This is a genomic window from Thermophilibacter mediterraneus (assembly GCF_900119385.1).
GTDB classification, from domain to species: domain Bacteria; phylum Actinomycetota; class Coriobacteriia; order Coriobacteriales; family Atopobiaceae; genus Thermophilibacter; species Thermophilibacter mediterraneus.
The window spans coordinates 580811-603571 of the sequence record NZ_FPKO01000009.1; the positions used below are offsets into that span (position 1 = coordinate 580811).

The following is a 22761-nucleotide window of genomic DNA, read 5'->3' on the forward strand; positions in this document are numbered from 1 at the left end:
TCGTCGTTTCAGCAGCTCAGAGCATATGGAGAAGAACCTCGGAGCATCGACGCCCATAATCTGCGATCAACATCGACGCTCGTGTTGAAAACCTTTTCGACATGGTGGCACGGCTTTTCCTCCGTTTCCGACAACCAGTGGACAGGGTTGTCCACATCTCATCGATTGTCCGTGATCGAGTCCTTGATCTGCATGATCTTGTCGTAGAAGGCCTTGTCCTCGCGACGCGCCTCGTCGATCACCGAGATCGAGTGCATGATCGTGGCGTGGCTCCTTCCCCCGAAGTGCTTGCCGATGTCCGCAAGCGTCCGGTCGCAGAGCTCGCGCGACAGCCAGATGGCGACGTGGCGCGCCTCCATGAGGCCCTTGTGGCGCTTGTTGCCCACGAGGCTGGTATGGTCGATGTCGTAGTACTTCTCGACGGCCTTCTGGACGTCCTCGATGGAGACGCTTCGCATCGTGGAGGGCCAGCACTCCTTGGCGATGCCCTCGATCTCCTCCCGGCCGATGCTCGATCCCCGCCCCTCGGCGGCGGTCGCGGCGAAGAGGCACCGCTGGCAGAAGCCCTCTATGACGCGGATGTTGGTGCCGGCCAGCTCCGCCATGTAGCTCATGGCGTCCGGGGGGACCTCCCCCGAGAGCGCGGGCACGTCCTCGCGCTCGGCGTCCTCGCGCATGCGCTCGCAGAAGGCCTCGATGAGCCTGAGCTTGAGCTCGTAGCTTGGAACCTGCACGGGGGTGGTGAAACCGGAGCCCAGGCGGCTCGTCACGCGCTCGTCGAAGCCGTCCTTGCCGAGGCCGAGCTGGGCCGGGGTGCGGTCCGCCGCGAGCACGATCTGCTTGCCGTTTCCGATGAGCTCGTTGAAGGTGTCGAAGAAGAACCCCACCGTTCCGACCTTGCCGACCATCTTCTGGATGTCGTCGATGATGAGGACGTCGATGTCCGCGTAGTTCTGGCGCAGCACCGAGGCAGCTGAGCGCTCGCTGTGCCGCATGGCCTCGGTGTAGTCGGTGATGAAGCTCGAGGCGTCGCGATAGACGCAGAGGCGAGACGGGTCGTTCCGAGCGATGTAGTTCTGGATCGCCCGCAGGAGGTGGGTTTTGCCCAGCCCGCTCTTCCCGTAGATGAACAGGGGGTTGTACGTGCTGTTCATGCCGTTTGCGACCTGAAGCGCGGCCTGGTAGGCGATGTCGTTCTCCTCGCCGCGCACGAATCGCTCGAAGGTGAGCTTCGAGGTGGCGTCCGAGATGTCCTCGACGAGGGGGTTCCTCGCCCTTCGCCTCCGGGCCTCCTCCTCGCGCGCCTCCTCGGTGCGCCGCTCGTCCCAGGTGTCCTCGACGATGCTCCGGGGCACCCGCGCCGCCGCGGTGCCGTCGCCCGTCTCCGCGGTCCAGGCGGCCACCTCCGCGCGCGACATGCTCGACCGAGCGGGCGTAGGTGCGCTCGCCTCGCCCGCCGGGGCGAAGGAGACCTCGAGCCGCATGGGCTCGAAGGCAGCCTGGGTGAGGCACGTCTCGACCGCGGCGGCGTTCTTCGACACCGTCTTGAGCACGAGCCGCATGGGGGTCGTGACCCTGAGCACGCCCCCGTCCATGCTGACGGGCGTGCAGTTGCGCAGCATGGCGAGGACCGACTCGGGGAGCCCCTGCTGGGCGGCGAGAAGGTCGAGCGTGTCCTGCCACAGCGCCTCGGCGTCAGATTCGAGTGATAGTTCCATGAGTCCGCATTCTCGATTGTTGAAAACAGCGTCTCTCAGTATAGCGATGATTGTTGATAACTGACCTAGAGGTGTCTTCCGAGGGCGCGGCCGTATTCGGTGAGTTGATACTTCTGTCCTCCCTTGCGCACCGCCCCCTGCGACGAGAGCGCGGAGAGGGTCCTCGACCACGTCGCCGCCGAGGAGCCAAAGGCCTGCACGAGGTCGGTCGGCCCCGCGGACCCGCGCTCGGAGAGCAGGGAGAGCGCCTGCCTGCCGCGGTCGTCGAGCGAGGCGGCCACCTGGGCGGCGAGCTCCTCTGCCGCGGACGCCGCCGGAGGGGCCTGCAGGGGCGCCGCCTGCGCCTGGGGCCACCCCTGCTGCGGCAGCGGGCCCGTCCCGGGCGCGACCTGCGACGGCCAGGGGGACGCGCCCTGCACCGTCCCGGGCGCGACCTGCGACGGCCAGGGGGACGCGGCCTGCGTCCCGTAGGGCTGCGGGACCGCCTGCGACCAGGGCTGCTGGGGTTGGGGGGAGAAGGGCTGCGGCCACCCCCATGCCGCCTGGGTCTGGGCGCCGACCTGGTTCCAGCCCCACGCCTGGGGACTCGGGACCCCGACCGGGACCTGAGGCTCTTGCTGCTGAGCGATGTTGGCGACGTCGCGGGCCCCCTCGGCGGGCTGGGTCGAGATCGTCACGACGGTGCCGCCCGAGATGTTGTCCTCTATCTCGAGGCTTCCTCCCTTGTCGACCATGTACTGCTGGGCGTATGGCAGCCCCGAGCCCACCCCGCGGATGTAGTGGCGCATCTCCTCCGTCGCCGAGGTCGTTCCGTACTCGAGCGCGCGGTCCTTCTCGCGGATGCCCGGCCCCTGGTCGGAGAAGCGAATGGTGTTTCCGCCGTCGAGGATCGTGATCGTGGGCGCCTGGAAGTACGCGTGGACGAAGTTCTCGACGACCTCGCGTATCACCATGAACGGAATGGTGCCCCCCTGCTCGCGGGCGAGCCTGGTGACCGTTGCCGTGACCTCCTCGAGGAAGCCGCGGACGTCGCGGGGCTCAATCACCACGACGCGCGGAGCCGCCGCCGCGTCGTCGTAGACGGCTATGCGCGCGGGATTGGTGACCTCGAGCGCCCCTGTGCCGCCCGTCCCCTCCCCACCCGTGGGGTCATCCTCGACAAAGGGGTAGAAGTCCCGCGCCATTGCTGCCCACTTTCAACATTCGATGAACACGTGTCGAAAACTTTTCAGTGAGAATCCGATATGGATGAACGATTTCAACAAGCGACAAAAACTTGTCGAAAACTGCGGATATCAGGCTGAAACCCGTGGAAAGAGCATACCATTGCGGCGTTATCTTTCATCCATATGCAAGGATGGATTCTTTCGTGTGCAAGATTCCACAGGCGTGGAACCATCTGGTAATTCGATTCTTTTGAGAAGAATTTGACAGGTAATCCGCAAGACCTTTACAATCTCTGAGCTATTTGCAGGTGATGTCTATACCCACAACCGGGAGGAATAGCTATGAAGCGCACCTACCAGCCCAACAAGCGCAAGCGCGCCACCACGCACGGCTTCCGTGCCCGCATGGCCACCAAGGGCGGCCGCGCCGTCCTGGCCCGTCGTCGTGCCAAGGGCCGCAAGCGTCTCACCGTCTAGCAAGGGCCGATGAAGACCATCAAGTCCAAAAGAGATTTTGAGCGGGTCTTCTCACGCGGGAGGCGCTACAACGAGGGTCTCCTGCGCATACGAGTGGCGACGAGCGACGAGGGCGTCCCGGGGAGGGTCGCCTTCGTCGCTGCTAAGAGACTGGGGAACGCGGTCTTCAGGAACAGGTGCAAGCGCGTCCTGCGCGAGTCGGCGCGGGCGTGCGGGCTCCCCAGGGACGGCTTCGACATCATTCTCTTCTCGACTTCTCGGACGCACGACAGCTCTCCCGAGCAGGTCGCCGCTTCGCTGAGAAGGCTGCTCGACAAGGCGGGGATCTGAGATGGCCGGCGGCGCCCGTGTGGCGCTCTCGGCCATTCGCTTTTACCAGCGACGGGTCTCGCCTCTTTTGGGTGCGCGCTGCATCTACGTCCCCACCTGCTCGGAGTACGCCCGGCAGGCAATCGAGCGCTATGGGCTCGCACGAGGGGCGCTGCTCGCCGCCCGTAGGATTCTCAGGTGTCACCCCCTGCACGAAGGCGGATACGATCCCGTCCCCTAGTGGGGCGGAGCGGAGGAACCATGTGGGACTGGTTTATTAACTTTCTGACGTGGGTGCTTGCGAGCATCCAGGGACTCGTGGGCGACTGGGGCCTCGCGGTCATCATCCTCACGGTCATCATTCGAATCATCCTGACGCCGCTCATGGCGCACTCCACGAAGTCGACGGCGCGCATGCAGGTGATGCAGCCCAAGCTCATGGAGATCCAGGAGCGCTACGCTGACAACCCCGAGCGCCAGGCCGAGGAGATGCGCAAGATCTATGCCGAGATGAAGTTTAACCCCCTCGGCGGCTGCCTCCCCATCTTCCTGCAGATGCCGGTCTTCTTTGGCCTGTTCACGGTTGCCCGTCAGGTTCCGGCCGATGCCTGCTTCTATGGCATCCTGCCCTCCATTGCCCAGTCCGCCCAGGGTGTCTTCGAGGCCGGCGGCCTCGTGCCTGCCCTCCCGTACATCATCTTTGACGTGCTCTTCGGCGTCCTGACGTTCATTCCCATGGTGCTCAACGTCAAGACCCAGCCGGAGGGTCAGCGCAGCCAGACCCTCATCATGGGCGGCGTCATGGCCCTCATGATGCTCTGGTTCGGCTGGGGCGTCCCTGCCGCGGTCCTGCTCTACTATGTCGCCTCCGCCATCTGGCAGGTCGTCCAGCAGCAGGTCATCACCAAGCGCGTCATGGAGAAGGCCAAGGCTGACGCTGAGGCCGCTGCTGCGAACAAGCCCATCGAGGTCGACGTCGTTCGCAAGGAAAAGAAGAGCCGTCCCCATAAGAAGAATTAAGTTTATTAATTTAAATACATTATTAGTATCGTATATATTGGGAGGTTGGTATGGAGGAAGAGATCCTCGAGAGCTCGGAGGAGACGCTGGACGAGTCCGCTCCTCAGGACGAGTTCGCCTCCATCCGAGAGCACTACGAGTCTGGTGTCGCTCTGACGGACGAGGAGACCGACGTGGTCGCCGACCTCGCGGTCGGTTTCCTCAAGGAGATCCTCTCGCTCTTTGGTGAGACCTCCTCATCAATCGATGAGTATGACGGCGAGGATGGTGAGCTCATTCTCGATGTCAACGGCGGCGACCTTGCCGTTCTTATTGGTCGCCACGGGCGCACGCTCGACGCGCTTCAGATGGTTCTCTCCTCGCTGCTGAGCAGCAGGCTCAAGTTCTACTATCCCGTCGTCGTAGATATCGAGGGATACAAGAACCGTCGCAGGAAGAAGATTGAGGAGCTTGCGCTCTCGTCTGCTGCGCGCGCCAAGCGTCGTCATGGTAAGGTCACCCTTGCTCCCATGAATGCCTATGAGCGTCGTCTCGTTCATCTAGCTCTTCGAGATGATGAGGGCGTTGTGACTCACTCCGAGGGTGAGGACCCCGATCGTCACGTGGTTATCACGGCCATCTAGCCGGGCGTACATGGTATGGTCTGGGGAGGATGCTTCGGCGTCCTCCCTCTTTTTTTGTGACAGAATTTCTCGCTTCACTAGTTTTTGTCAGGAGGCCATGTGAGAGACACTTCAGCCGAGCGACTTATCCATGAGATAACAAGTCAGCTTTCACTCTATGGCATCGCGTGCACTGAGCGCCAGGCCAGTTTGCTCGCTCGTCACCTCAGGCTTGTCATAGAGAAGAACAAGGTTATCAATCTCACAAGAATCGTTGATCCCCTTGAGGCAGTGTGTCTTCATATTGTTGACTCGTTGCTCCCGCTCGCATCTGATGTCTTTGTGCTTGGGTCATCGGACTTCTTCCTTGATATGGGAACCGGCGCCGGGTTCCCCGGAATTCCCCTTGGAGTAATGACAGAAGCTCATGGCATGCTTGTCGACTCTGTGGGTAAGAAGGTCGAAGCGGTCGATGAATTCACTTCACGACTTGGGCTATCAAAGCTTCATACCCGTCATGCCCGCCTCGAGGATCTTGCCTGTGAGATGAGGTCAAGTCAGGATATGGTGTGCGCACGTGCCGTTGCGCAAACAAATGTCCTCATTGAGTATGCCACCCCCTTTCTTAAGATGGGCGGGCATCTTGTCATCGAGAAGGGGCGGCCGGCACCTGAGGAAATCGACGCCGCCCTCCATGCGGGTGACATCTGCGGACTGACCCTTGTTTCACGTGAATCCTTTGAACTTCCCCAGCACCTTGGTCACAGAGAAATTCTGTTCTTCGAGAAAGTAAAGCCCTCTCGTATTGCCCTTCCAAGAAAGGTCGGTGAAGCAAAGAGAAGACCCCTTGGAATCGCGTAAGAGACTAGGAACAGATGACATATGAAGTGAATTGTGAATCGCCTCGGGCTCAGGTAATGAGTCCGAGGCGATTGTGTTCTCGATACGGTATGTGATGTTGGAGCGATCTGAGTCATATTGAACGCAACATAATGCCCTGATGTTCCACGTGAAACACGAGCTGAAGGGCTAGTAGTGTATGAATGAGCGAAGTACTCAGAATAATTCAAATGATCAGCACTGCGAAAAGATAAGGCTCTTATTTGATTTGAGGCTATAGATGGACTGCAAAAGAGACTCAAAGCATCCGCACCGTTTCACGTGAAACAAACTGCTGGAATTGTTCGACACGAAAAACTGAAGAAGAATGTCAGTGTTCCACGTGAAACCATCGAATATGATTGAGACAAAGCACATTGCAGTAAATACGGAGGACAAATGAACTATACAGAAGTAAAAAGAGGTCTTCCCCAGAGAAACCCAAGAGTATGTGCCGTAATCAATCAAAAGGGTGGAGTAGGAAAGTCGACTACGGTCGTCAATCTGTCTGCATGTCTTGGTGATGGCAAAAAGAAGGTCCTTGTCATCGACTTTGACCCTCAGGGTAATGCAACAAGTGGATTTGGCGTCGAGAAAGAGAACCTCGAGCAGGATATATACGATGTAATCCTGCATGACGTGCCCATTGAAGAGGTTATTCAAGAGACGTGCGCTTCGAATGTGTTTATCGTTCCCGCAACGATACAGCTGGCAACAGCTGAGATTGAACTTGTGTCGGCAATGGCACGAGAGTCAATTCTCAAAGATGCAATTCAGAGTATTCGCGAGCAGTTTGACTACATATTTATAGATTGTCCCCCTTCACTCGGCTTGTTGACGATAAATGCACTTGTTGCTGCTGACTCGCTCATTATCCCGATTCAGTGCGAATACTACGCACTTGAAGGGGTTGCAAAGCTGCTTGAGTCAATGCAGATGGTCAAAAGAAGGATGAACCCAGAGCTCGAAATCTTTGGTGTCGTAATGACGATGTACGACAGCAGGACGACGCTATCCAAGCAGGTTGTGGATGAAGTTCGTGATTACTTCGGAAAGAAGGTCTTTAAGACAGTAATACCTCGAAACGTAAAGCTTTCTGAGGCACCAAGTCATGGACTTCCCGTATCGATGTACGCACGTGTGAGCAAGGGTGCACTCGCCTATTCAAACCTCGCGAAAGAGGTGGTGATACGTGGCTAAGAAGAGCGGTTTGGGAAGAGGACTCGGTGTTCTTGTTGGAGAAGCCGATGCTGAGACTGCTGGTATGCGTCCAGACTCAACGCTTCCCATTGATGAGATACATCCTAACAAGGGGCAGCCTCGAAAGCGGTTTAAAGAGGATGAGCTCGAGGAGCTCGCAGACTCGATTCGTCAGAACGGCGTGCTTCAACCCCTCCTCGTTCGAAAGGTCGGATCTTCGTACGAGATCGTGGCTGGAGAACGACGCTATCAGGCGGCTCAGAGGGCTGGGCTCAAGGAACTCCCGGTCATTATCAGGGAGATTTCTGATGATGAGGTCTTCAAGCTTGCACTCATTGAGAACCTGCAACGATCTGACCTCAGCCCTCTTGAAGAAGCAAATGGGTATCGTCAGCTCATCAAAGAAAGAGGTTTGACGCAGGAGGAGCTGGCAAAGATTCTCTCAAAGTCACGTTCAACAATTACGAACACACTCCGTCTGCTTGATCTTCCCGAGGAAGTTCAGCGTCTCGTTGAGGAGGGGGAACTGACCGCTGGACACGCGCGAGCTATTCTTGCCGTTCCCTCAGAGGAGGGTCGCATCGCTCTGGCACAGAAGGTAGTGGAAGAGCGACTTTCCGTTCGACAGACAGAAAGTCTCGCGTCGATGTTTTCTGTCAGTGAAGATACATCAGAGCGTCCTCGAAGAGAGCCTCTCCCTCAGTCGTTCAAACGAGCCGCGCGCCAGATTCGTCTTGCCCTCGACACCAATGTCAAGGTCAAGAACGTGCGCGGTAAGAACAAGGTGGAGATTGAGTTCTCCTCAGAGGAAGAGCTCGCTCACATAGTGGATCTTCTCGCCGGACCTGGGTCGTGGTCCTGATGAAGCGCGCTGTCCCCATGATTGTGATCACGGGCTCACTCGTTGGAGCAGGATACGTTCTGTATCGATATATGCTGAGCGATGAGGCAAAAAGCGCGGTTAAGACTGCGGCGCAGAGTATGAAACAGGCGTATGAGAGTGTTTCAGATCTCATGGCACAGGCGTACGGGCACGTAGTGGAGGAAGAGGTGACAGACCACCAGCGCGAGATACGGTCAAAGTGGGATGCTCTAGGAATCTAAAACAGAACATCTGTTCGTATCAATATATACAAAGATGCGGGTCGGGCACATGTCCCGACCCGCATCCGTGAAGAGGGGCTCTGCTACGAGGAGCGTCGTCCGATGACGCGCTGCCTGAGCTGACCACATGCGGCATCAATGTCAGAGCCGCGGGAGTTTCTGACGGTGGCCTCAACACCCACCGCGGCGAGCCGCCTTACGAAGTCCTGAGCACGAAGATCGGTCGACGGTCGGAACTTGGACCCCTCGACCTCGTTGAGCTGGATGAGGTTGACATGCACGAGCGTGCCCTCGCAGAAGTCGCAAAGCGCCTGGAGCTCGGCGTCGGTGTCGTTGACGCCACCAATGAGGGCATACTCATAGGTGGGACGTCGTCCGGTCTTGTTGACGTACTCTCCCATCACGTTGTAGAGGTTGATGAGTGAGTACTTGCGGACACCGGGCATGAGGGCGTTTCTCGTCCGCTGAACGGCCGAGTGGAGCGAAATGGCGAGCGTGAACTGCTCGGGCTCGTTGGCGAAGCGCATGATCTGAGGAATGACGCCGCAGGTTGAGACCGTGAGATGACGCGCGCCGATGCCGGCACCGTCGGGGTCGTTCAGCTTCCTCAGCGCCGCGAGCGTGGCGTCGTAGTTCATGAAGGGCTCCCCCTGCCCCATCATGACGACGCTCGTCACGCGGGAGTTGAAGTCGTCACGAACGTGCATGACCTGCTCGTAGATCTCGGCGGCAGTGAGCGAGCGCGACAGGCCGGCCGCTCCCGTGGCGCAGAATGCACAGCCCATGGCGCAGCCTGCCTGAGTGGAGACGCACACGGAAAGCTTGCTGCGAGAGGGCATGCCCACGCACTCGACGCTGACTCCGTCGGTGAAGCGAAGGAGGTACTTCCTGCTCCCGTCGGAGGAGACCTGTCGTGCCACCTCCACGGCCCCGCCGAGGGTGAGTCGCTCGGCGAGCGCCTCGCGAAGGGACTTCGGGAGGTTGGTCATCTCGTCGAAGGAGCGGGCGTTCTTGGACCAGACCCACTCCTCGACCTGCTTCGCCCTGAAGGAGGGCTGGCCAAGCGAGGCGAGAAGCTCGGCGAGTTCGCCGTGGGTCAGCGTGTGGAGGTCGCGCCGCTGGGCGGCGGGGTTGGCGGCAGCGTCGTTCTTCTCGGTATCGCTCGGCATTTGCAGTCCTCTGTTTGTCATCGAACGTCTAGAGTATTCTTCGGTAAGAAGGGTGACACCCGTGTGTAAGTCTAGCGTACGTACGGGGCGCGACTGCCTGAGGAGCATTTGATGGACAGAGAAGAACTGCTGAGCAAGAGCGTTGTCGTCATCTGTGGCGGGTGGTCGGACGAGCGAGAGATATCGCTGCTCTCGGGAGAGCAGTGTGCCCTGGCGCTCCAGGAGGCGGGATTCGCCCGGGTCGACACGCTCGACCCCGCAGATGACGGATTCGTGAGCTCGCTCTCCTCGGGCGGGTACGACGTCGCCTTTGTCGCCATGCACGGGCGCTACGGTGAGGACGGCTGCATTCAGGGCCTTCTTGAGGTCATGCGCATTCCGTACACCTTCTCGGGCGTGTCGGCGTCCGCTGCGGCGACGGAGAAGGAGATAACCAAGGCGATCTACGCCGCGGCGGGCATCAGGGCGCCGCGCGGTATCGACGTGTCGGCAGGGTGCAGCCTGAGCGACGAGCAGATTGACCGCGTCATCGGCGAGCTCGGGCTTCCGCTCTTCGTGAAGCCTGCGGCGAACGGCTCCTCATACGGAATCACGCGCGTGACGGAGCGCTCCGCACTCAATGGGGCCATTGCCCTTGCGGGGCGCGGTGGGGGGCGCGTGCTCATCGAGGAGTGCGTCGAGGGCACGGAGATCACCGTTCCCGTCATCGGCAACGACGAGCCCCGTGCACTTCCCATCGTGGAGATCGTCACAGGCTCCGAGTTCTATGACCTCAAGGTCAAGTACGAGCCGTCCGCGATGCACCATGTCATCCCCGCGCGGCTCGAGCCTGGAATCTACGCGCGGGCACAGGAGATCGCGGTTCGCGCCCACCGTGCGCTCGGGTGCAGCGGCTGCTCGCGCAGCGACTTCATCGTGAACGCCGAGGGCGAGCCGATCATCCTGGAGACCAACACCATCCCCGGCATGACCTCCGAGAGCCTCCTGCCCGACTCGGCCCGACACGGAGGGATCGAGTTCCCCGAGCTGTGCCGGCGCTTCGTAGAGTACGCGCTCGACCGCGCGAGCCGCTGATGGCCGCGCGCGACACCTCCACCCTCGAGCAGATCATCCTGCCCGGGACGCCCGATGACGTGCGTGCCCGCTACCTGAGCCTCGAGACGAGGGCGCATGGGGAGAGCTTCGGGGCACTCGAGGAGGACGTCGTCGTGCTCGACACCGAGACGACGGGCCTCTCCTTCAGGGACTGCGACCTCATCGAGATCTCGGCGGCGCGCCTCTCGGGGAGGGAGGTCGTCGAGCGCTTCGAGACCTTCGTTCACCCGGGCTACCCGATTCCGCAGGAGATCGTGCGCCTCACGGGCATCACCAACCAGGACGTGGCCGATGCCCCGAGCGCCCGCGAGGCCGTTGCGGAGCTCGCCGAGTTCGTAGCGGGAAGTCCCGTCGTCGCGCACAACGCCACCTTCGACCGCACCTTCATCGAGGCGGTCCCGGGCGGCGCCGACGTCTCGGACGTCTGGATCGACTCTCTCTCGCTCTCACGCATCGCCCTCCCACGCCTGTCGACGCATCGCCTGGCCGACATGGCATCGGCGTTTGGATGCTCCTCGGTCACGCACCGGGCATCAGACGACGTGGATGCCCTGTGTGGGATGTGGCGCATCATGCTCCTCGCGCTCTCCGACCTTCCGGGCGGCCTGCTGTCCCTTCTCTCGTCCATGCACGACGAGGTCGACTGGCCCATGCGCCCGATCTTCTCCTATCTTGCGCAGGTTCGCGACGCCGCCTCGCGGCCCTTCTCGCTCAAGGAGGTTCGCACGTCCCTCGTGCGTCGATGCCCCCATGAGCCCCGTCCCGATGCCGCCGAGCTCGAGCGCGTGAGCGGGCCGGGTGACGACGAGGTGGAGGAGGGCTTCGGTCCCGGGGGCGTCGTCTCGAGGATGTACGAGCGCATGGAGCGGCGTCCCGAGCAGGTGGTCATGGCGCGCGAGGTCGCGGCTGCGCTGAGGAGCTCGACTCATCGTGCGGTCGAGGCGGGGACCGGCGTCGGCAAGTCGATCGCCTACCTGCTCCCCGAGGTGCTCTTCGCCAGGCGCAACAACGTCACGGTGGGCATTGCCACCAAGACGAACGCGCTGACCGACCAGCTCGTCTCGCACGAGCTCCCGGCTCTCGCCGAGGCGATGTCCGGCGACCTGAGCTTCGTGAGCCTCAAGGGATACGACCACTACCCCTGCCTGCACCGCCTCGACCGCTCCGTCACCGAGGAGCTCCCGCTCGCCGCCGTGGCGCATGACGGCAGGTCGGACAACGCCGTGGCCTGTGACATGCTCACGGCCATCGCGGTGACCTACGCGTACTGCTGCCAGTCGCCGGACGGTGACGTCGACGCGCTCGGCATCAGGTGGCGCTACGTGCCGCGACAGATGCTCACGACCACGCCGGGCGAGTGCCTGCGCGCCAGGTGTCCCTACTTCCCCAACGAGTGCCCGCTCCACGGCGCCCGCCGTCGTGCGGCGGCCGCGGACGTCGTTGTCACGAACCACTCGCTGCTGCTGAGAAACGTGACGGCAGACGGGAAGATTCTTCCCCCTATTCGCAACTGGGTCGTCGACGAGGCCCATGGCTTCGAGGCCGAGGCGCGGCGCCAGTGGGCGGTCGAGGTCTCGGGGGACGAGGCCCGCGCCGCATTCGAGCTGCTCGGTGGCGTGCGCACCGGGACGATTCACTCCCTCATGTCCCAGGCGATGGGTCTCGAGGGCTCGACCCTCGCGATCGGCCTGCTCACCAAGGCCGCCGCAACCGCCGCTCGGGCGTCCGTGAGCGTGGCGGACCTCTTCGTGGCCGTCCATGATCTCGCGCCGCTCGCCCGGTCGGACGGGGGGTACGACGCCGTTACGCTCTGGCTCGGCGAGGAGGTGCGGTCCACGGGCGAGTGGGCTGCCGTCCTCGAGGCGGGCCGCGCGGCGGCGGACGTCCTCGGCGAGGCGGTCAGGCAGCTCGCGGAGGCGGCCGAGGCGCTCGCCGCCGAGGCTCCCGCGCTCGGGGCCGACCTCGGGGAGTCGACGCGCTTCCTGCGCGACCTCTGCGCGGGCATCGAGCTCATCTGCGAGGGGAGCGACCAGACGTACGTGTACTCTGCGCAGCTCACGAGGTCCAAGCGAAAGATCGCCACCGAGCGGCTCGTGGCTGAGAAGCTCGACGTTGGGTCCGATCTCGCGACGCGCTGGCTTCCCGAGATGCAGAGCGTGGTCTTTACCTCTGCTACGATTGCCGTCGGGGAGGACTTCTCGCACTTCGACCATGCCGTGGGGCTTGACCTGCTGCCCGAGGGGTCCCATAGGGAGGTGAGGCTCGACTCGAGCTTCGACTTCGACGACCACATGTCAGTCGTCCTCGCCCGCGACCTTCCGGCCCCGAGCGACAGGGCCTACCTGCCCGCGCTCGAGGACCTTCTCTACAGCGTCCACGTTGCCATGGGCGGCTCGGTTCTGACGCTGTTCACCAATAGGCGCGAGATGGAGCGCGTCTACGACGCCCTGCAGCCGCGGCTCGCCGCGGTGGGTCTCGACGTCGCGTGCCAGAGCCGGGGATCCTCCCCGCGCCGCCTCCGCCAGCGCTTCATGGAGGAGAAGACCCTCTCGCTGATGGCCCTGCGCTCCTTCTGGGAGGGGTTCGACGCGACGGGGGACACGCTGCGATGCGTGGTCATACCCAAGCTCCCGTTTGCGAGCCCCAATGACCCGCTCGTCCGCGAGCGGGACCTTCGCGAGGACCGTGCGTGGTGGAGGTACTCGCTGCCCGACGCGGTCATCTCGGTCAAGCAGGCGGCGGGGAGGCTCATCCGGTCCTCCACCGACACGGGTGTGCTTGTGCTCGCGGACTCGCGGGTCGTGACCAAGGGGTACGGCAGGCTCTTCGTGAGCTCGCTTCCCTCGCGAAGCGTTACGCGCCTCGAGAGTGCCAACGTCGGCAGGTTCCTCGGCATGTGGCGCGCGGGGCACGAGCGCTCGTAGCGCCCCTATGGCGTTCGCGCCCGCCCATCGAGGCGCTCGAGCTGCCCGAGCGCATGGGCGCGGACCAGGCCCGTGAGCTCGTCGTCATCGGTTCGCGCGGCGTCGCCGCACGCGGCGAGCATGCGGACGAGCCACGACCCCCCGTAGTAGGGCGTCTCGGCGACGATGGACCCGTCGTCGGAGCGCTCGACGATTCGCAGGTCGTGCCAGGGGAGAAGGTCGAGGAGTCGCGGGTCGAGGAGGCGTATGCGGACGACCCTCGCCCCCCGTGCCCCCCGCTCGCCCTCCCGGGCGGTCGCGTCGCCCTCGTCCCTCGGGGTGCCCTCGAGAGCGACGTCGGACATGCGGTCGAGGCGGAAGGTCCTCTCCCCACCACGGTCGAGGTCCGCTGCGTCCAGGTACCACGCCTCGTGCTCGCAGCGCAGGCGCAGGGGGAGGGCCCGCCGCCGCTCGGCACGCCGAGCGTCGACGCGACGATAGGAGAAGCCGAGGGCGCTGCCCGAGAGAATCGCCTGGGAGCAGGCCGCCACCTGCTCGCGTACGGACCCCGCGCCGGCTCCGAGCGTTCTGCGGACGAGCGCGTCGTCGACGGGAGAGGTCTCGAGGGACGCCTCGAGGGCGTCGCGCAGCTCGTCTGCGCCCGACGTCCCCATCCGGTCGAGCGCTGCGAGCAGGGCGACGGTCTCGGCGCGCGTGAGGCGCAGCCGCCTCCCGCGGACCCCGCGACTCGTGAGCAGCGAGACCCCGTCCTTCTCCTCGATGAGGGGAAGACCGAGCCCGTCGCCGACCGAGGCGGTGAGCACGAGCTCGATGAGCTTCTCGGCGCGCTCGAGGGAAACGCCGAGCTTCGAGGCGACCGCCTGCGCGGTGAGGGCGTCGCCGGCCTCGCTGAGGCTCGCCACCAGTGCGACGAGCTCGCGCGCCTCCCCGAGCGCACCCCCGCCCGCTGCGACCATCTTAGGAGGCATCGCCCAACACCCCCTCGAGGACGTTCCTCCACGCGTCGACGACCTCGGCCGGTCCCAGCGGCACGAGCCCCTCGGCGACTGCCCATCGCGCGGCACCCTCCACGCTGCTCACCTCGACCTCCCACACGAGCCTGCCCCCCTGCCTGAGAAACGACCCGCTCGCTCCGGCGGCGGACCTGAGATCGTCCGCGCGCTCCGCAGGGACCTCGAAGGACGCACGGGTCGACGTGGGTCCGATCTGAAAGGGGAGCCTCCGCCAGTCGAGCACCGAGAACCCCTCGGGGACCTCGCAGGCCACGTCCTCGACGACCTCTGCGCTCACGACGCGTCCCACGCGGTACGTTCTCGTGTTGTTCGGGACGATGCGCCCCTCGTCGTCGAGCAGCCCAGCGACGAGGTAGAGCTCGTCCCTCAGTCCGAAGAAGCCGTACGGCGCGATGCGTCTCGTCGTCGTCTCGCCCCGCGCGTCCGTGTACGTGATGCGCGCGGCGCGAGCGCGAACGAGCGCCTCGCGCAGGGGCGCGAGCGTGCGGGGCTCCTGTCGACTCTCCCGGGAGCCTGCGGTCTCGTCGACGAAGGCGCGCGAGACCTTGGCGAGCGCGATCCTCAGGTCGCCCGACAGCGGAAACTCGGGGTCGGAGAGCAGCGGTTGACAGGCGACCTCGAGGGCCGCGGCCTCGCGCGCCCCGAGCTCGAGGGTCCCCGCGAAGGAGGAGTCCCCCGCCCGCCACGACGACTCCCCCGCGACCTCGCCGGCCTCCTCAACGTGCATGCCACACACGTCGAGCACGGCCCGGTCGCGCGAGAACGCGCGCCTGAAGCTGTCGGGACTCAAGTCAGGGTAGAAGCGCCTCGCCACCTCCGATGACGGGAGGGGCGCCGAGGCGTTCATGAACGCCAGCGCCAGCGAGCAGATTCTTCGTGCTCGCTCGTCGTCACGTGTCGTTCTCACGAGGCCCCCTCTCGACGCAGCCCCTGCCGCCCAGCCCCCTGACCGAGGCATCTGCGTGTTTTTTAACGAATGCAAGTGCCAAGACGTATACTCTCTAGATTGTATGCACGTCAAAGAAATGCCCGCGAGACTCTCTTCAAAAGGACGCCCAACATGGCTATGACACACGACTACTTGGACTACCTCAACCAGAGGGTCGGAATCGCACCCGCCAACAGCCAGGAGGAGCTGCAGGCGGCGCAGACCATCGCCTCGCTCATGGGGCAGCACGACCTCGAGCCGCAGGTTGAGGAGTTCGACGCCCCCGCGATCAGCGGTCTTGTGCCCGCCGTCCTCTCGCTGGTGATGCTCGTCGGCATCGTGATCGCGGGCGTCGGCGTGATGGCGCTCTCCGTCATCGGCCTCCTGCTCGCCCTCGTCCCGACGCTGCTCGCGGTCATGAGGCTCTTCGGCCGTGAGCCGTCCCTCTCCTTCGGCCCGAGCGCCCGGAGCCAGAACGTGGTGGCGGTGCACCGCGCCTGCGGACCGCTCGTGGCAAAGGGCAACCGCCCCATTGTGGTCGTCGCCCACTACGACACGCCGCGCGAGAGCTTCCTCTACTCCTCGCCGATCGCGCCCTACCTCCCCCTCGTCACCAAGGCCGCCGGCCCGTGCTCCTATGTCGTCGCTGTGTGCGCCCTCCTTCAGCTCATGGCCTTCATCCCCTCCGCCGCGCGCGTCGTCCTGTGGGTCGTCGGCATCGTTGCGGCGCTTCCGAGCGTCCTGCTCGCCGTGGGGGCGATCTACGAGCGCGTCTCGGCCTGCACCCTCGGCGCCAACGACAACAAGTCGTCCGTTGCCGCCATGCTGGGCGTGCTCGAGAACGTCCGCCCGAGCGGCCTGGTGCCGACGCCGCGGGAGACCGAGGAGCCGAGTGACGAGAAGGACCTCGGGCAGGGGGACGAGTCTCACGAGGGGCCTGTCGAGGAGGGTGCCGTCGAGGAAGGTGCGCCCGCCTCTCCCGCCGAGACCATCCTCGTGCCCGCGGAGGTCCACGGAACCCGTCATGGGGCGGACGTGCTGAGGGAGCTCGAGATTCTGCCCGCCGACTGCGAGATCGTCTATGACGTCCCGCTCGTTCCCGTCCCCGCGCCGTCCCCCGCCGAGACGGCGGACATGGTGCCCCTCACAGAGCCGAAGCGTCCCATCGACGCGCGCCCCGAGCCCGGCACCGCCCCGATGCAGCCCGTCGCCGCCGACGCGGGGACGACGCGCGACGACCTGCTCTCGACGGGCCAATTCTCGCTCGTCATGGACGAGGGCGGACATGGCGTCGGCCCGAAGGACTCGAGCGGCCTCACTGCCATGAACGAGACCGACGATCTCGACGCCACGCAGCCAACGCCCAAGACGCCCTCCGTCCGTCCCGCGGCCCCCGAGGACCCCGAGTGGGGGAAGGCAACGTATCGCCCGCAGGTGTCCAGCGTCGCCCGGAGGGCGTCGCTCTTTGACCTCCCCGACCCCTCCCTGAACGAGTCGGATGGTCTCGGCGACCCGTCGGCGACCCGCGTGGCCCCCGTCAGCAAGCGCGTCCCCCTGCAGAGGGAGCCCGAGGCTCCGCAGGACGTCGCGCCCGCGCCCCAGGCGCCGGAGCCTGTCGAGACCCTCGCGTCTTCCGAGCACAAGCCCAAGGGGCGTCTCTCCGGGCTTCTTGGCAAGATCAAGGGCGCGGTTGCGTCGCGCGCGCCGCAGTCCTCGGGAGACGGCGGGTCCGAGGGCTGGATCGGGGATGATGACGAGGGCACCTCTGATGACCAGGTCTGGCGCGGCGGTGCCGCGCCGCGAAGCGGCCTCAGGCTCGTGGACGACGAGCAGGACGGGCCGACCGAGGAGGAGCTGCGCGAGGCTGCGCTCTCCCTCGGCGACGACGCCCTCATCGCGCACGACGTGTGGTTCGTCGCGCTGGGCGGCTCCGCGCTCGACCATGCGGGGATGCGCGCCTTCCTCAGGCAGCATCGCCACGACATCCGCGGTGCCTTCATTATCAACCTCAGCTGCGTCGGCGCAGGCGAGCTGAGCCTGCTCACGCGTGAGGGGCTCGCCGCGAGCCGTCGCGCCGACCGACGCCTTGGTCGCACCATCTCGAACGTCGCGCGCGACCTTCACGTTGAGGTCAGCCAGCGCGAGCTCGACTGGTCCTCCACGGACGCTCTCCCCGCCATGCGCTCGTCCATGCGCTCGCTGACGATCATGGGCATGGGGGAGAACGGGCTGCCCGCGCTCTCACGGACCCCGCTCGACGTCGCGGAGAACGTGAGCGGCGACCAGGCGGCCCTCGTCGCCGACATGGTCACCGAGGCCATTCGTCGCGCGTAGGCGCGCTCGCCTCCGATGTGCGCGCTCGAGCGCTCGCCGCGGCGAGCTGAGCGCGACCGGCATGGCCGACCGCGAGCGGGGCTCCCCCGCGCAAAGCGTCCCCTCCCATCAGGCGAGACGTGGGCGCCGCACGTGACGCGTGCGGCGCCCACGTTGCATTCTGAGTCCCTGGGGCTGTGGTCCGTGGCTTCATGTGGCCTCCTTTTGCATGACGTGGGCTCAATACGCTAGCGCCCGGAGCGCTCGCGCCGCTGCCGCCGAGCCCTCGCGGCTCTGCCATGAACCTGCCTCGCGCCTATTTGCGGCGGTCCTCGCGCAGGGAGGGAGGCACAGCACCCCCGTGCGTCACCTGCCCCGCCCTCCAGCGCCGCCGCGGTAGGGCACCATATCTCCACATGATCGATCGGCGCGCGCAGAGCTTCGGGACTGTTGGACGCCTCGGGCCCTGAGCTGGTCCTGCGGTTGCCAGCTCCGTCGGGGAGGGCGCTTCGGGTTGCTCGGTCGTGCGTATAGCATGGACGGCTGCGAAGACAGCTGCCCTCTTGGTCTCGCTGTGGTAGAATCCTCTCGCGCGCGGGCATCGCCAAGTGGTAAGGCATCAGCTTCCCAAGCTGACATTCGCGGGTTCGAGTCCCGTTGCCCGCTCCAGGACGCGCCGGGCCCCGAAAGGGGCCCTTTCTGTGTGTGAGGGTTGCCCCCGTCCCCTCTTGGCTCTCTTCCTGAAAGGACTGCCGTGGCACCGCTTCCCATGACCGACGAGGAGTGCCGTCTCGGAATCGAGGCGCTCTCCGATCAGATCGACCTCTACGCCAGCCTTCTCGTGAAGAAGGGCGTCTCGCTGCAGGAGGGACAGGAGCTCGTCCTCCAGGCGCCCGTCGATGCCGCCGACTTCGCCCGCCGCGTGGTCCGTGTCGCCTATCGAGCGGGTGCGGGCCACGTGACCGTGATCTGGCACGACGACGTCGTGAGCCGCCTCACGTACGAGAGCTGCCCGCTCTCCTTCTTCCAGAGCACCCCCTCGTGGCAGGTCGAGCAGCTCAACTCGCTCGCTGAGGCCGGCGCCGCCTTCCTGTTCCTCGAAGGGGCGGACCCGGCAGCGCTGAGGGGGGTCGACCCCGCCAAGCCCGCCGCTGCCGCAAAGGCCCGCAACACCGAGTGCCGCTCCTTCCGTGACGGCATGGACTTCGGGCACAACACGTGGTGCATCGCCGGTGTGCCCGTCGAGCCCTGGGCGCGCGAGGTGTTTCCCGACGTCTCGCCGCACGAGGCACTCTATAGGCTGTGGGTGCTCGTGCTCGAGGTCGCCCGGGCGGACGGAGAGGACCCCACGAGCGCGTGGGAGACGCACAACGCCTCGTTCGAGAAGACAAAGCGCTTCCTGAACTCGCATCGGTTCGACGCATTGCGCTACGAGGCCGCGAACGGCACCAATCTCACGGTCGGCCTGCCGAAGGGCCACGTCTGGGACGGTGGTGCCGGGCGCACGCGGTCTGGGGTTACCTTCTTCCCCAACATCCCGACCGAGGAGGTCTTCACCTCCCCTGACCGCCTGCGTGCAGACGGCGTCGTCTACTCTGCGCTGCCGCTCGTGCGCTCCGGACAGGTCGTGCGAGACTTCTGGCTGCGCTTCGAGTCCGGGCGCGTCGTCGACTTCGGCGCCGAGCAGGGTCGCGAGGTGCTGCGCCACATCATCGAGACGGACGAGGGCTCGTGTCGGCTCGGTGAGGTGGCCCTCGTCTCGAAGAACACGCCCATCCGACAGAGCGAGACGCTCTTCTTCGACACGCTCTACGACGAGAACGCGAGCTGTCACCTCGCACTCGGCATGGGGTTCCCCGAGTGCCTCGAGGGCGGCGTCAACCTCGGCAAGGACGAGCTCGCGGCGCGCGGGGTCAACCAGAGCAGCACCCACGTCGACTTCATGATCGGCACCGATGACCTCAACGTCTTCGGCGTCTCCGAGGACGGGGTCGAGACTCCCGTCTTCGTGAACGGGCAGTGGGCCTGGGAGTAGCCGCGCGGCGCGTGGTAGAATCGTGCACGCGCGCCGTTAGCTCAGTTGGTAGAGCAGGGGACTTTTAATCCCAAGGTCCAGGGTTCGAGGCCCTGACGGCGCACCATCGTAAAACAGCAGGTCAGAGGCGTTGCGTCTCTGACCTGCTTTTCATGCGCCGCGTTGCGGGCCGAGGGGTCGGCCCGCGGGATGACTCTCTCCGATCTCTCCTACCAGAGGCTGGCAACGGCGGCGGATGCCTCGGATATGGCGTCGACCACGTCGCGCCGCCCCTCGTCGCCGATGCCGCGTGCGTAGCGCATGTACGTCGCGTGACTCCCGTGCACCTGGTAGGTGAGCAGCATGTTGAAGCGCATGTCGCTTTCTAGCTCGGGGCTGGCGGAGAGTATGCGCCGTCGCAGCTCCCGCTCGACGCTCTCTATGAGGGCGTGCTCCTGGCCGCGCGAGAAGAGGACGTCAATCTCGTCAGCGTGCTCAATGAACGCCAGGAAAAGCTCGCGCGTGAAGCGCCGCGGGTCCGCGAGGGGTCCTCCGGTCTCCCCGAGGCCCGATACGATGTCGCTGACGACCGCCTCCTGAAGCTCCCTCGAGAGGTCCACGACGCTGTGGTAGTGCAGGTAGAAGGTCGCCTTGCTGATCTCCGCCCGCTCGCAGAGCTCTCTGACGGTGACCTTCTCGAGCGGGCGTGTGGCACGCATCTCGAGAAACGCCCCTCGTAGCGCGCGACGCGTCTTTCTGGTGCGAAGGTCCATGTTCTTGTCTCCTTGGAGAAAGCGTCAAGTAATGGACGGGTGCGCGGAGGTGTGTATGGTGTCGTCCCCGCGCCGACCCTATATTGATGCTAGTCAAATACTAGACGATAGTAAAGCAACAGAGGGGGACGCGATGAGCACCTGGGACAACGTCGACCTTGCCGCATTCTATGCGGGAACCGATCCCGAGTGCTGGCGCTGGATGGGTGCCCGCCCCCAGGGCGATGGAGTTGACTTTCGCGTGTTCGCGCCGTCTGCGCGTGCCGTGTCCGTCCTGGTGAACGGACGCGAGGTCGGCATGGAGCGGTGCCTCAACGGGGCGTTCCTCGAGGCGCACGTTGTCGGTGCCCGTACGGGGGACTCCTACGAGTACCGGGTGTATCGTCAGGACGGTACGTTCCAGGACCATGCCGACCCCTATGCCCTCGAGTCCGAGCTTCGCCCCGCGCATCGCTCCGTGGTGCGCGACCTCTCGGGATACCGGTTTTGCGACGAGGGATGGATGAGGACGCGCTCGACCTGCGAGGACGCGCCCCTCGGCATCTATGAGCTGCACGCCGGATCGTGGAGGAGGCCCGGTGGCCCCGATGCTGGCGAGGGCTCATGGTACGCCTACGACGAGCTCGCGGCCCCGCTTGCCGAGCACGTGCGCTCGCTCGGCTGCACGCACGTCGAGTTCCTCCCGCTCGCCGAGCACCCCTTTGACGGGAGCTGGGGCTACCAGGTGAGCGGGCCCTTCTCGCCCACGCGTCGATACGGCACTCCCGAGCGGCTCATGGCCCTTGTCGACCAGCTTCACCGCGCGGGGGTCGGGGCGATTCTCGACTTCGTTCCCGTGCACTTTGCCACGGACGCCTGGGCCCTCGCGAACTTTGACGGAACGGCGCTCTACGAGTACCCCAACGACGCCGTGGGCATCTCGGAGTGGGGCAGCCACAACTTCATGCACTCGCGCGGCGAGGTGCGCAGCCTCCTGCTCTCTGCCGCCGACCTGTGGCTCGGCGCCTATCACTTTGACGGGCTGCGGCTCGACGCCGTGAGTCGCATCGCATATTGGCAGGGCGACGAGCGTCGCGGGGTCAACGGTATGGGTGCGGACTTTCTTCGCACGTTCTGTGACGTGCTCCACGACCGCCACCCTGGGTGCATGCTCATCGCCGAGGACTCGAGCAACTTCCCGGGCGTCACGCGGCCCACGAGCGAGGGAGGGCTCGGCTTTGACTACAAGTGGGACCTCGGCTGGATGCACGACACGCTCTCGTACTTCCAGAAGCCCCCGCTCGAGCGCCGCGACGCGGAGGGACTCCTCACGTTCTCGATGATGTACTTCGGCAACGAGCGCTACCTGCTGCCGCTCAGCCACGACGAGGTGGTTCACGGCAAGGCGACGATCGCGCAGAAGATGAACGGCGACTACTGGGGGAAGTTCCCGCAGGCACGCGTCCTCTATCTCTACATGACGGCGCATCCCGGGAAGACCCTCGACTTCATGGGCAACGAGATCGCGCAGCTCCGTGAGTGGGACGAGGCCCGTGAGCAGGACTGGTGCCTGCTCGACTTTCCGGTTCACGACGCGTTTCTGAGGTACCGCCGCGAGCTCGGTGCGCTCTACCGCGCGCACCCGTCGCTCTGGGAGAGGGACTACGGACCCGATGGCTTTGCCTGGCTCGACTGCGCGCAGCTCGCCCCGTGCTGCACCGCGATGCTGAGGAGCTCGCCAACGGAGCGCGTCGCCGTGCTGCTCAACATGGACGACGCTCCCCACGCCTACGAGGTCCCCCTGCCCGAGGACCTCGCGACGGCACGGGCGGAGGTGCTGCTCAACACGGACTGGCAGCGCTTTGGCGGGGACACGCCCGACGGATCTACGACGTGTCACGTGGAACGCGGGGCCATCGTGGCGGACCTCGCACCCCTCTCGGGCGTGATGGTGCTGCTGAGGTAGTTCTCCGTCCGCATCTTCCCGGGCCGTCGGGGAGAATGTTTCAAGAAGGAGTCTCTTCTCGCCGGGACGTCGCGGCTGTCCTATAGTCACGACGTCAGACAGCCGCGGGCCA

At 64.6% G+C, this 22761-nt stretch carries 19 protein-coding genes and 2 tRNA genes; 15 read left to right on the forward strand and 6 right to left on the reverse strand.

Annotated elements, in window-relative coordinates:
* Window positions 1-158: 158 nt before the first annotated feature.
* Window positions 159-1718, reverse strand: a complete 1560-nt coding sequence (locus tag BQ7106_RS07490; RefSeq protein WP_072373733.1) for a DnaA ATPase domain-containing protein — start codon at window positions 1716-1718, stop codon at window positions 159-161.
* Between the two features lie 65 nt (window positions 1719-1783).
* Window positions 1784-2902 carry an ATP-binding protein gene (locus BQ7106_RS07495; RefSeq protein ID WP_072373736.1) on the reverse strand — a complete coding sequence of 373 codons (1119 nt, stop codon included), beginning with the start codon at window positions 2900-2902 and terminating at the stop codon, window positions 1784-1786.
* Between the two features lie 324 nt (window positions 2903-3226).
* Between BQ7106_RS07495 and rpmH the strand changes: the two genes are divergently transcribed.
* The 8 genes from rpmH (at window position 3227) to BQ7106_RS07535 (ending at window position 8233) form a co-directional block, all read left to right on the forward strand.
* Complete coding sequence (gene rpmH, locus BQ7106_RS07500) at window positions 3227-3361, forward strand: 50S ribosomal protein L34 (protein ID WP_072373740.1); 135 nt, start codon at window positions 3227-3229, stop codon at window positions 3359-3361.
* A 9-nt stretch (window positions 3362-3370) separates the two neighbouring features.
* Window positions 3371-3691, forward strand: coding sequence for a ribonuclease P protein component (gene rnpA, locus BQ7106_RS07505; RefSeq protein ID WP_072373743.1), 321 nt, complete (start codon window positions 3371-3373; stop codon window positions 3689-3691).
* 1 nt (window position 3692) lies between these two features.
* Window positions 3693-3911, forward strand: a complete 219-nt coding sequence (gene yidD, locus BQ7106_RS07510) for a membrane protein insertion efficiency factor YidD (RefSeq protein ID WP_072373746.1) — start codon at window positions 3693-3695, stop codon at window positions 3909-3911.
* A gap of 20 nt (window positions 3912-3931) precedes the next feature.
* Window positions 3932-4690: a YidC/Oxa1 family membrane protein insertase gene (locus BQ7106_RS07515; RefSeq protein WP_072373749.1), complete on the forward strand. Its 759-nt coding sequence runs from the start codon at window positions 3932-3934 to the stop codon at window positions 4688-4690.
* A 50-nt stretch (window positions 4691-4740) separates the two neighbouring features.
* Window positions 4741-5313, forward strand: a complete 573-nt coding sequence (locus BQ7106_RS07520; RefSeq protein WP_072373752.1) for a Jag family protein — start codon at window positions 4741-4743, stop codon at window positions 5311-5313.
* Window positions 5314-5412: 99 nt separating this feature from the next.
* Window positions 5413-6153 carry a 16S rRNA (guanine(527)-N(7))-methyltransferase RsmG gene (gene rsmG, locus BQ7106_RS07525; RefSeq protein WP_072373755.1) on the forward strand — a complete coding sequence of 247 codons (741 nt, stop codon included), beginning with the start codon at window positions 5413-5415 and terminating at the stop codon, window positions 6151-6153.
* A gap of 417 nt (window positions 6154-6570) precedes the next feature.
* Window positions 6571-7371, forward strand: a complete 801-nt coding sequence (locus tag BQ7106_RS07530) for a ParA family protein (protein WP_072373758.1) — start codon at window positions 6571-6573, stop codon at window positions 7369-7371.
* On the forward strand, window positions 7364-8233 hold the full coding sequence (locus BQ7106_RS07535) for a ParB/RepB/Spo0J family partition protein (RefSeq protein ID WP_072373761.1): 870 nt from the start codon (window positions 7364-7366) through the stop codon (window positions 8231-8233). Before BQ7106_RS07530 ends, BQ7106_RS07535 begins: the two co-directional genes overlap by 8 nt.
* A gap of 325 nt (window positions 8234-8558) precedes the next feature.
* Here the strand turns inward: BQ7106_RS07535 and rlmN are convergent, their stop codons facing one another.
* Complete coding sequence (gene rlmN, locus BQ7106_RS07540; protein ID WP_072373764.1) at window positions 8559-9644, reverse strand: dual-specificity RNA methyltransferase RlmN; 1086 nt, start codon at window positions 9642-9644, stop codon at window positions 8559-8561.
* A gap of 111 nt (window positions 9645-9755) precedes the next feature.
* Here rlmN and BQ7106_RS07545 point away from each other — a divergent pair, with 111 nt between their 5' ends.
* Window positions 9756-10718, forward strand: coding sequence for a D-alanine--D-alanine ligase family protein (locus BQ7106_RS07545; protein WP_072373768.1), 963 nt, complete (start codon window positions 9756-9758; stop codon window positions 10716-10718).
* Window positions 10718-13663, forward strand: coding sequence for a helicase C-terminal domain-containing protein (locus BQ7106_RS07550; protein WP_072373772.1), 2946 nt, complete (start codon window positions 10718-10720; stop codon window positions 13661-13663). Before BQ7106_RS07545 ends, BQ7106_RS07550 begins: the two co-directional genes overlap by 1 nt.
* A gap of 5 nt (window positions 13664-13668) precedes the next feature.
* On the opposite strand, the gene BQ7106_RS07555 is transcribed toward BQ7106_RS07550, so the two are convergent.
* Both BQ7106_RS07555 and BQ7106_RS10850 read right to left on the reverse strand, forming a co-directional pair.
* Window positions 13669-14631: a WYL domain-containing transcriptional regulator gene (locus BQ7106_RS07555; protein ID WP_083526966.1), complete on the reverse strand. Its 963-nt coding sequence runs from the start codon at window positions 14629-14631 to the stop codon at window positions 13669-13671.
* Complete coding sequence (locus BQ7106_RS10850) at window positions 14621-15583, reverse strand: helix-turn-helix transcriptional regulator (protein ID WP_159431278.1); 963 nt, start codon at window positions 15581-15583, stop codon at window positions 14621-14623. Before BQ7106_RS10850 ends, BQ7106_RS07555 begins: the two co-directional genes overlap by 11 nt.
* A gap of 153 nt (window positions 15584-15736) precedes the next feature.
* Here BQ7106_RS10850 and BQ7106_RS10855 point away from each other — a divergent pair, with 153 nt between their 5' ends.
* The 4 genes from BQ7106_RS10855 (at window position 15737) to BQ7106_RS07580 (ending at window position 20058) form a co-directional block, all read left to right on the forward strand.
* Window positions 15737-17938 (forward strand): hypothetical protein, encoded by a 2202-nt coding sequence (locus BQ7106_RS10855; protein WP_129583825.1) that lies wholly within the window; start codon window positions 15737-15739, stop codon window positions 17936-17938.
* Window positions 17939-18511: 573 nt separating this feature from the next.
* Window positions 18512-18586, forward strand: a tRNA-Gly gene (locus tag BQ7106_RS07570).
* Window positions 18587-18671: 85 nt separating this feature from the next.
* A complete protein-coding gene (locus tag BQ7106_RS07575) occupies window positions 18672-19952 on the forward strand; it encodes an aminopeptidase (RefSeq protein WP_240307459.1) in 1281 nt (426 codons plus the stop codon).
* A 30-nt stretch (window positions 19953-19982) separates the two neighbouring features.
* Window positions 19983-20058, forward strand: a tRNA-Lys gene (locus tag BQ7106_RS07580).
* A gap of 103 nt (window positions 20059-20161) precedes the next feature.
* Here the strand turns inward: BQ7106_RS07580 and BQ7106_RS07585 are convergent.
* Complete coding sequence (locus BQ7106_RS07585; RefSeq protein WP_072373787.1) at window positions 20162-20704, reverse strand: TetR/AcrR family transcriptional regulator; 543 nt, start codon at window positions 20702-20704, stop codon at window positions 20162-20164.
* A gap of 133 nt (window positions 20705-20837) precedes the next feature.
* Between BQ7106_RS07585 and glgB the strand changes: the two genes are divergently transcribed.
* Window positions 20838-22649 (forward strand): 1,4-alpha-glucan branching protein GlgB, encoded by a 1812-nt coding sequence (glgB, locus tag BQ7106_RS07590; RefSeq protein WP_072373790.1) that lies wholly within the window; start codon window positions 20838-20840, stop codon window positions 22647-22649.
* Window positions 22650-22761 lie beyond the last annotated feature (112 nt).

What these genes read in the sequence shown, in the direction of transcription:
- BQ7106_RS07490 (WP_072373733.1), bottom strand. Translation starts at nt 1,718, where the DNA reads ATGGAACTATCACTCGAATCTGACGCCGAGGCGCTGTGGCAGGACACG.
- BQ7106_RS07495 (WP_072373736.1), bottom strand. Translation starts at nt 2,902, where the DNA reads ATGGCGCGGGACTTCTACCCCTTTGTCGAGGATGACCCCACGGGTGGG.
- rpmH (WP_072373740.1), top strand. Translation starts at nt 3,227, where the DNA reads ATGAAGCGCACCTACCAGCCCAACAAGCGCAAGCGCGCCACCACGCAC.
- rnpA (WP_072373743.1), top strand. Translation starts at nt 3,371, where the DNA reads ATGAAGACCATCAAGTCCAAAAGAGATTTTGAGCGGGTCTTCTCACGC.
- yidD (WP_072373746.1), top strand. Translation starts at nt 3,693, where the DNA reads ATGGCCGGCGGCGCCCGTGTGGCGCTCTCGGCCATTCGCTTTTACCAG.
- BQ7106_RS07515 (WP_072373749.1), top strand. Translation starts at nt 3,932, where the DNA reads ATGTGGGACTGGTTTATTAACTTTCTGACGTGGGTGCTTGCGAGCATC.
- BQ7106_RS07520 (WP_072373752.1), top strand. Translation starts at nt 4,741, where the DNA reads ATGGAGGAAGAGATCCTCGAGAGCTCGGAGGAGACGCTGGACGAGTCC.
- BQ7106_RS07530 (WP_072373758.1), top strand. Translation starts at nt 6,571, where the DNA reads ATGAACTATACAGAAGTAAAAAGAGGTCTTCCCCAGAGAAACCCAAGA.
- rlmN (WP_072373764.1), bottom strand. Translation starts at nt 9,644, where the DNA reads ATGCCGAGCGATACCGAGAAGAACGACGCTGCCGCCAACCCCGCCGCC.
- BQ7106_RS07545 (WP_072373768.1), top strand. Translation starts at nt 9,756, where the DNA reads ATGGACAGAGAAGAACTGCTGAGCAAGAGCGTTGTCGTCATCTGTGGC.
- BQ7106_RS07550 (WP_072373772.1), top strand. Translation starts at nt 10,718, where the DNA reads ATGGCCGCGCGCGACACCTCCACCCTCGAGCAGATCATCCTGCCCGGG.
- BQ7106_RS07555 (WP_083526966.1), bottom strand. Translation starts at nt 14,631, where the DNA reads ATGCCTCCTAAGATGGTCGCAGCGGGCGGGGGTGCGCTCGGGGAGGCG.
- BQ7106_RS10855 (WP_129583825.1), top strand. Translation starts at nt 15,737, where the DNA reads ATGGCTATGACACACGACTACTTGGACTACCTCAACCAGAGGGTCGGA.
- BQ7106_RS07585 (WP_072373787.1), bottom strand. Translation starts at nt 20,704, where the DNA reads ATGGACCTTCGCACCAGAAAGACGCGTCGCGCGCTACGAGGGGCGTTT.
- glgB (WP_072373790.1), top strand. Translation starts at nt 20,838, where the DNA reads ATGAGCACCTGGGACAACGTCGACCTTGCCGCATTCTATGCGGGAACC.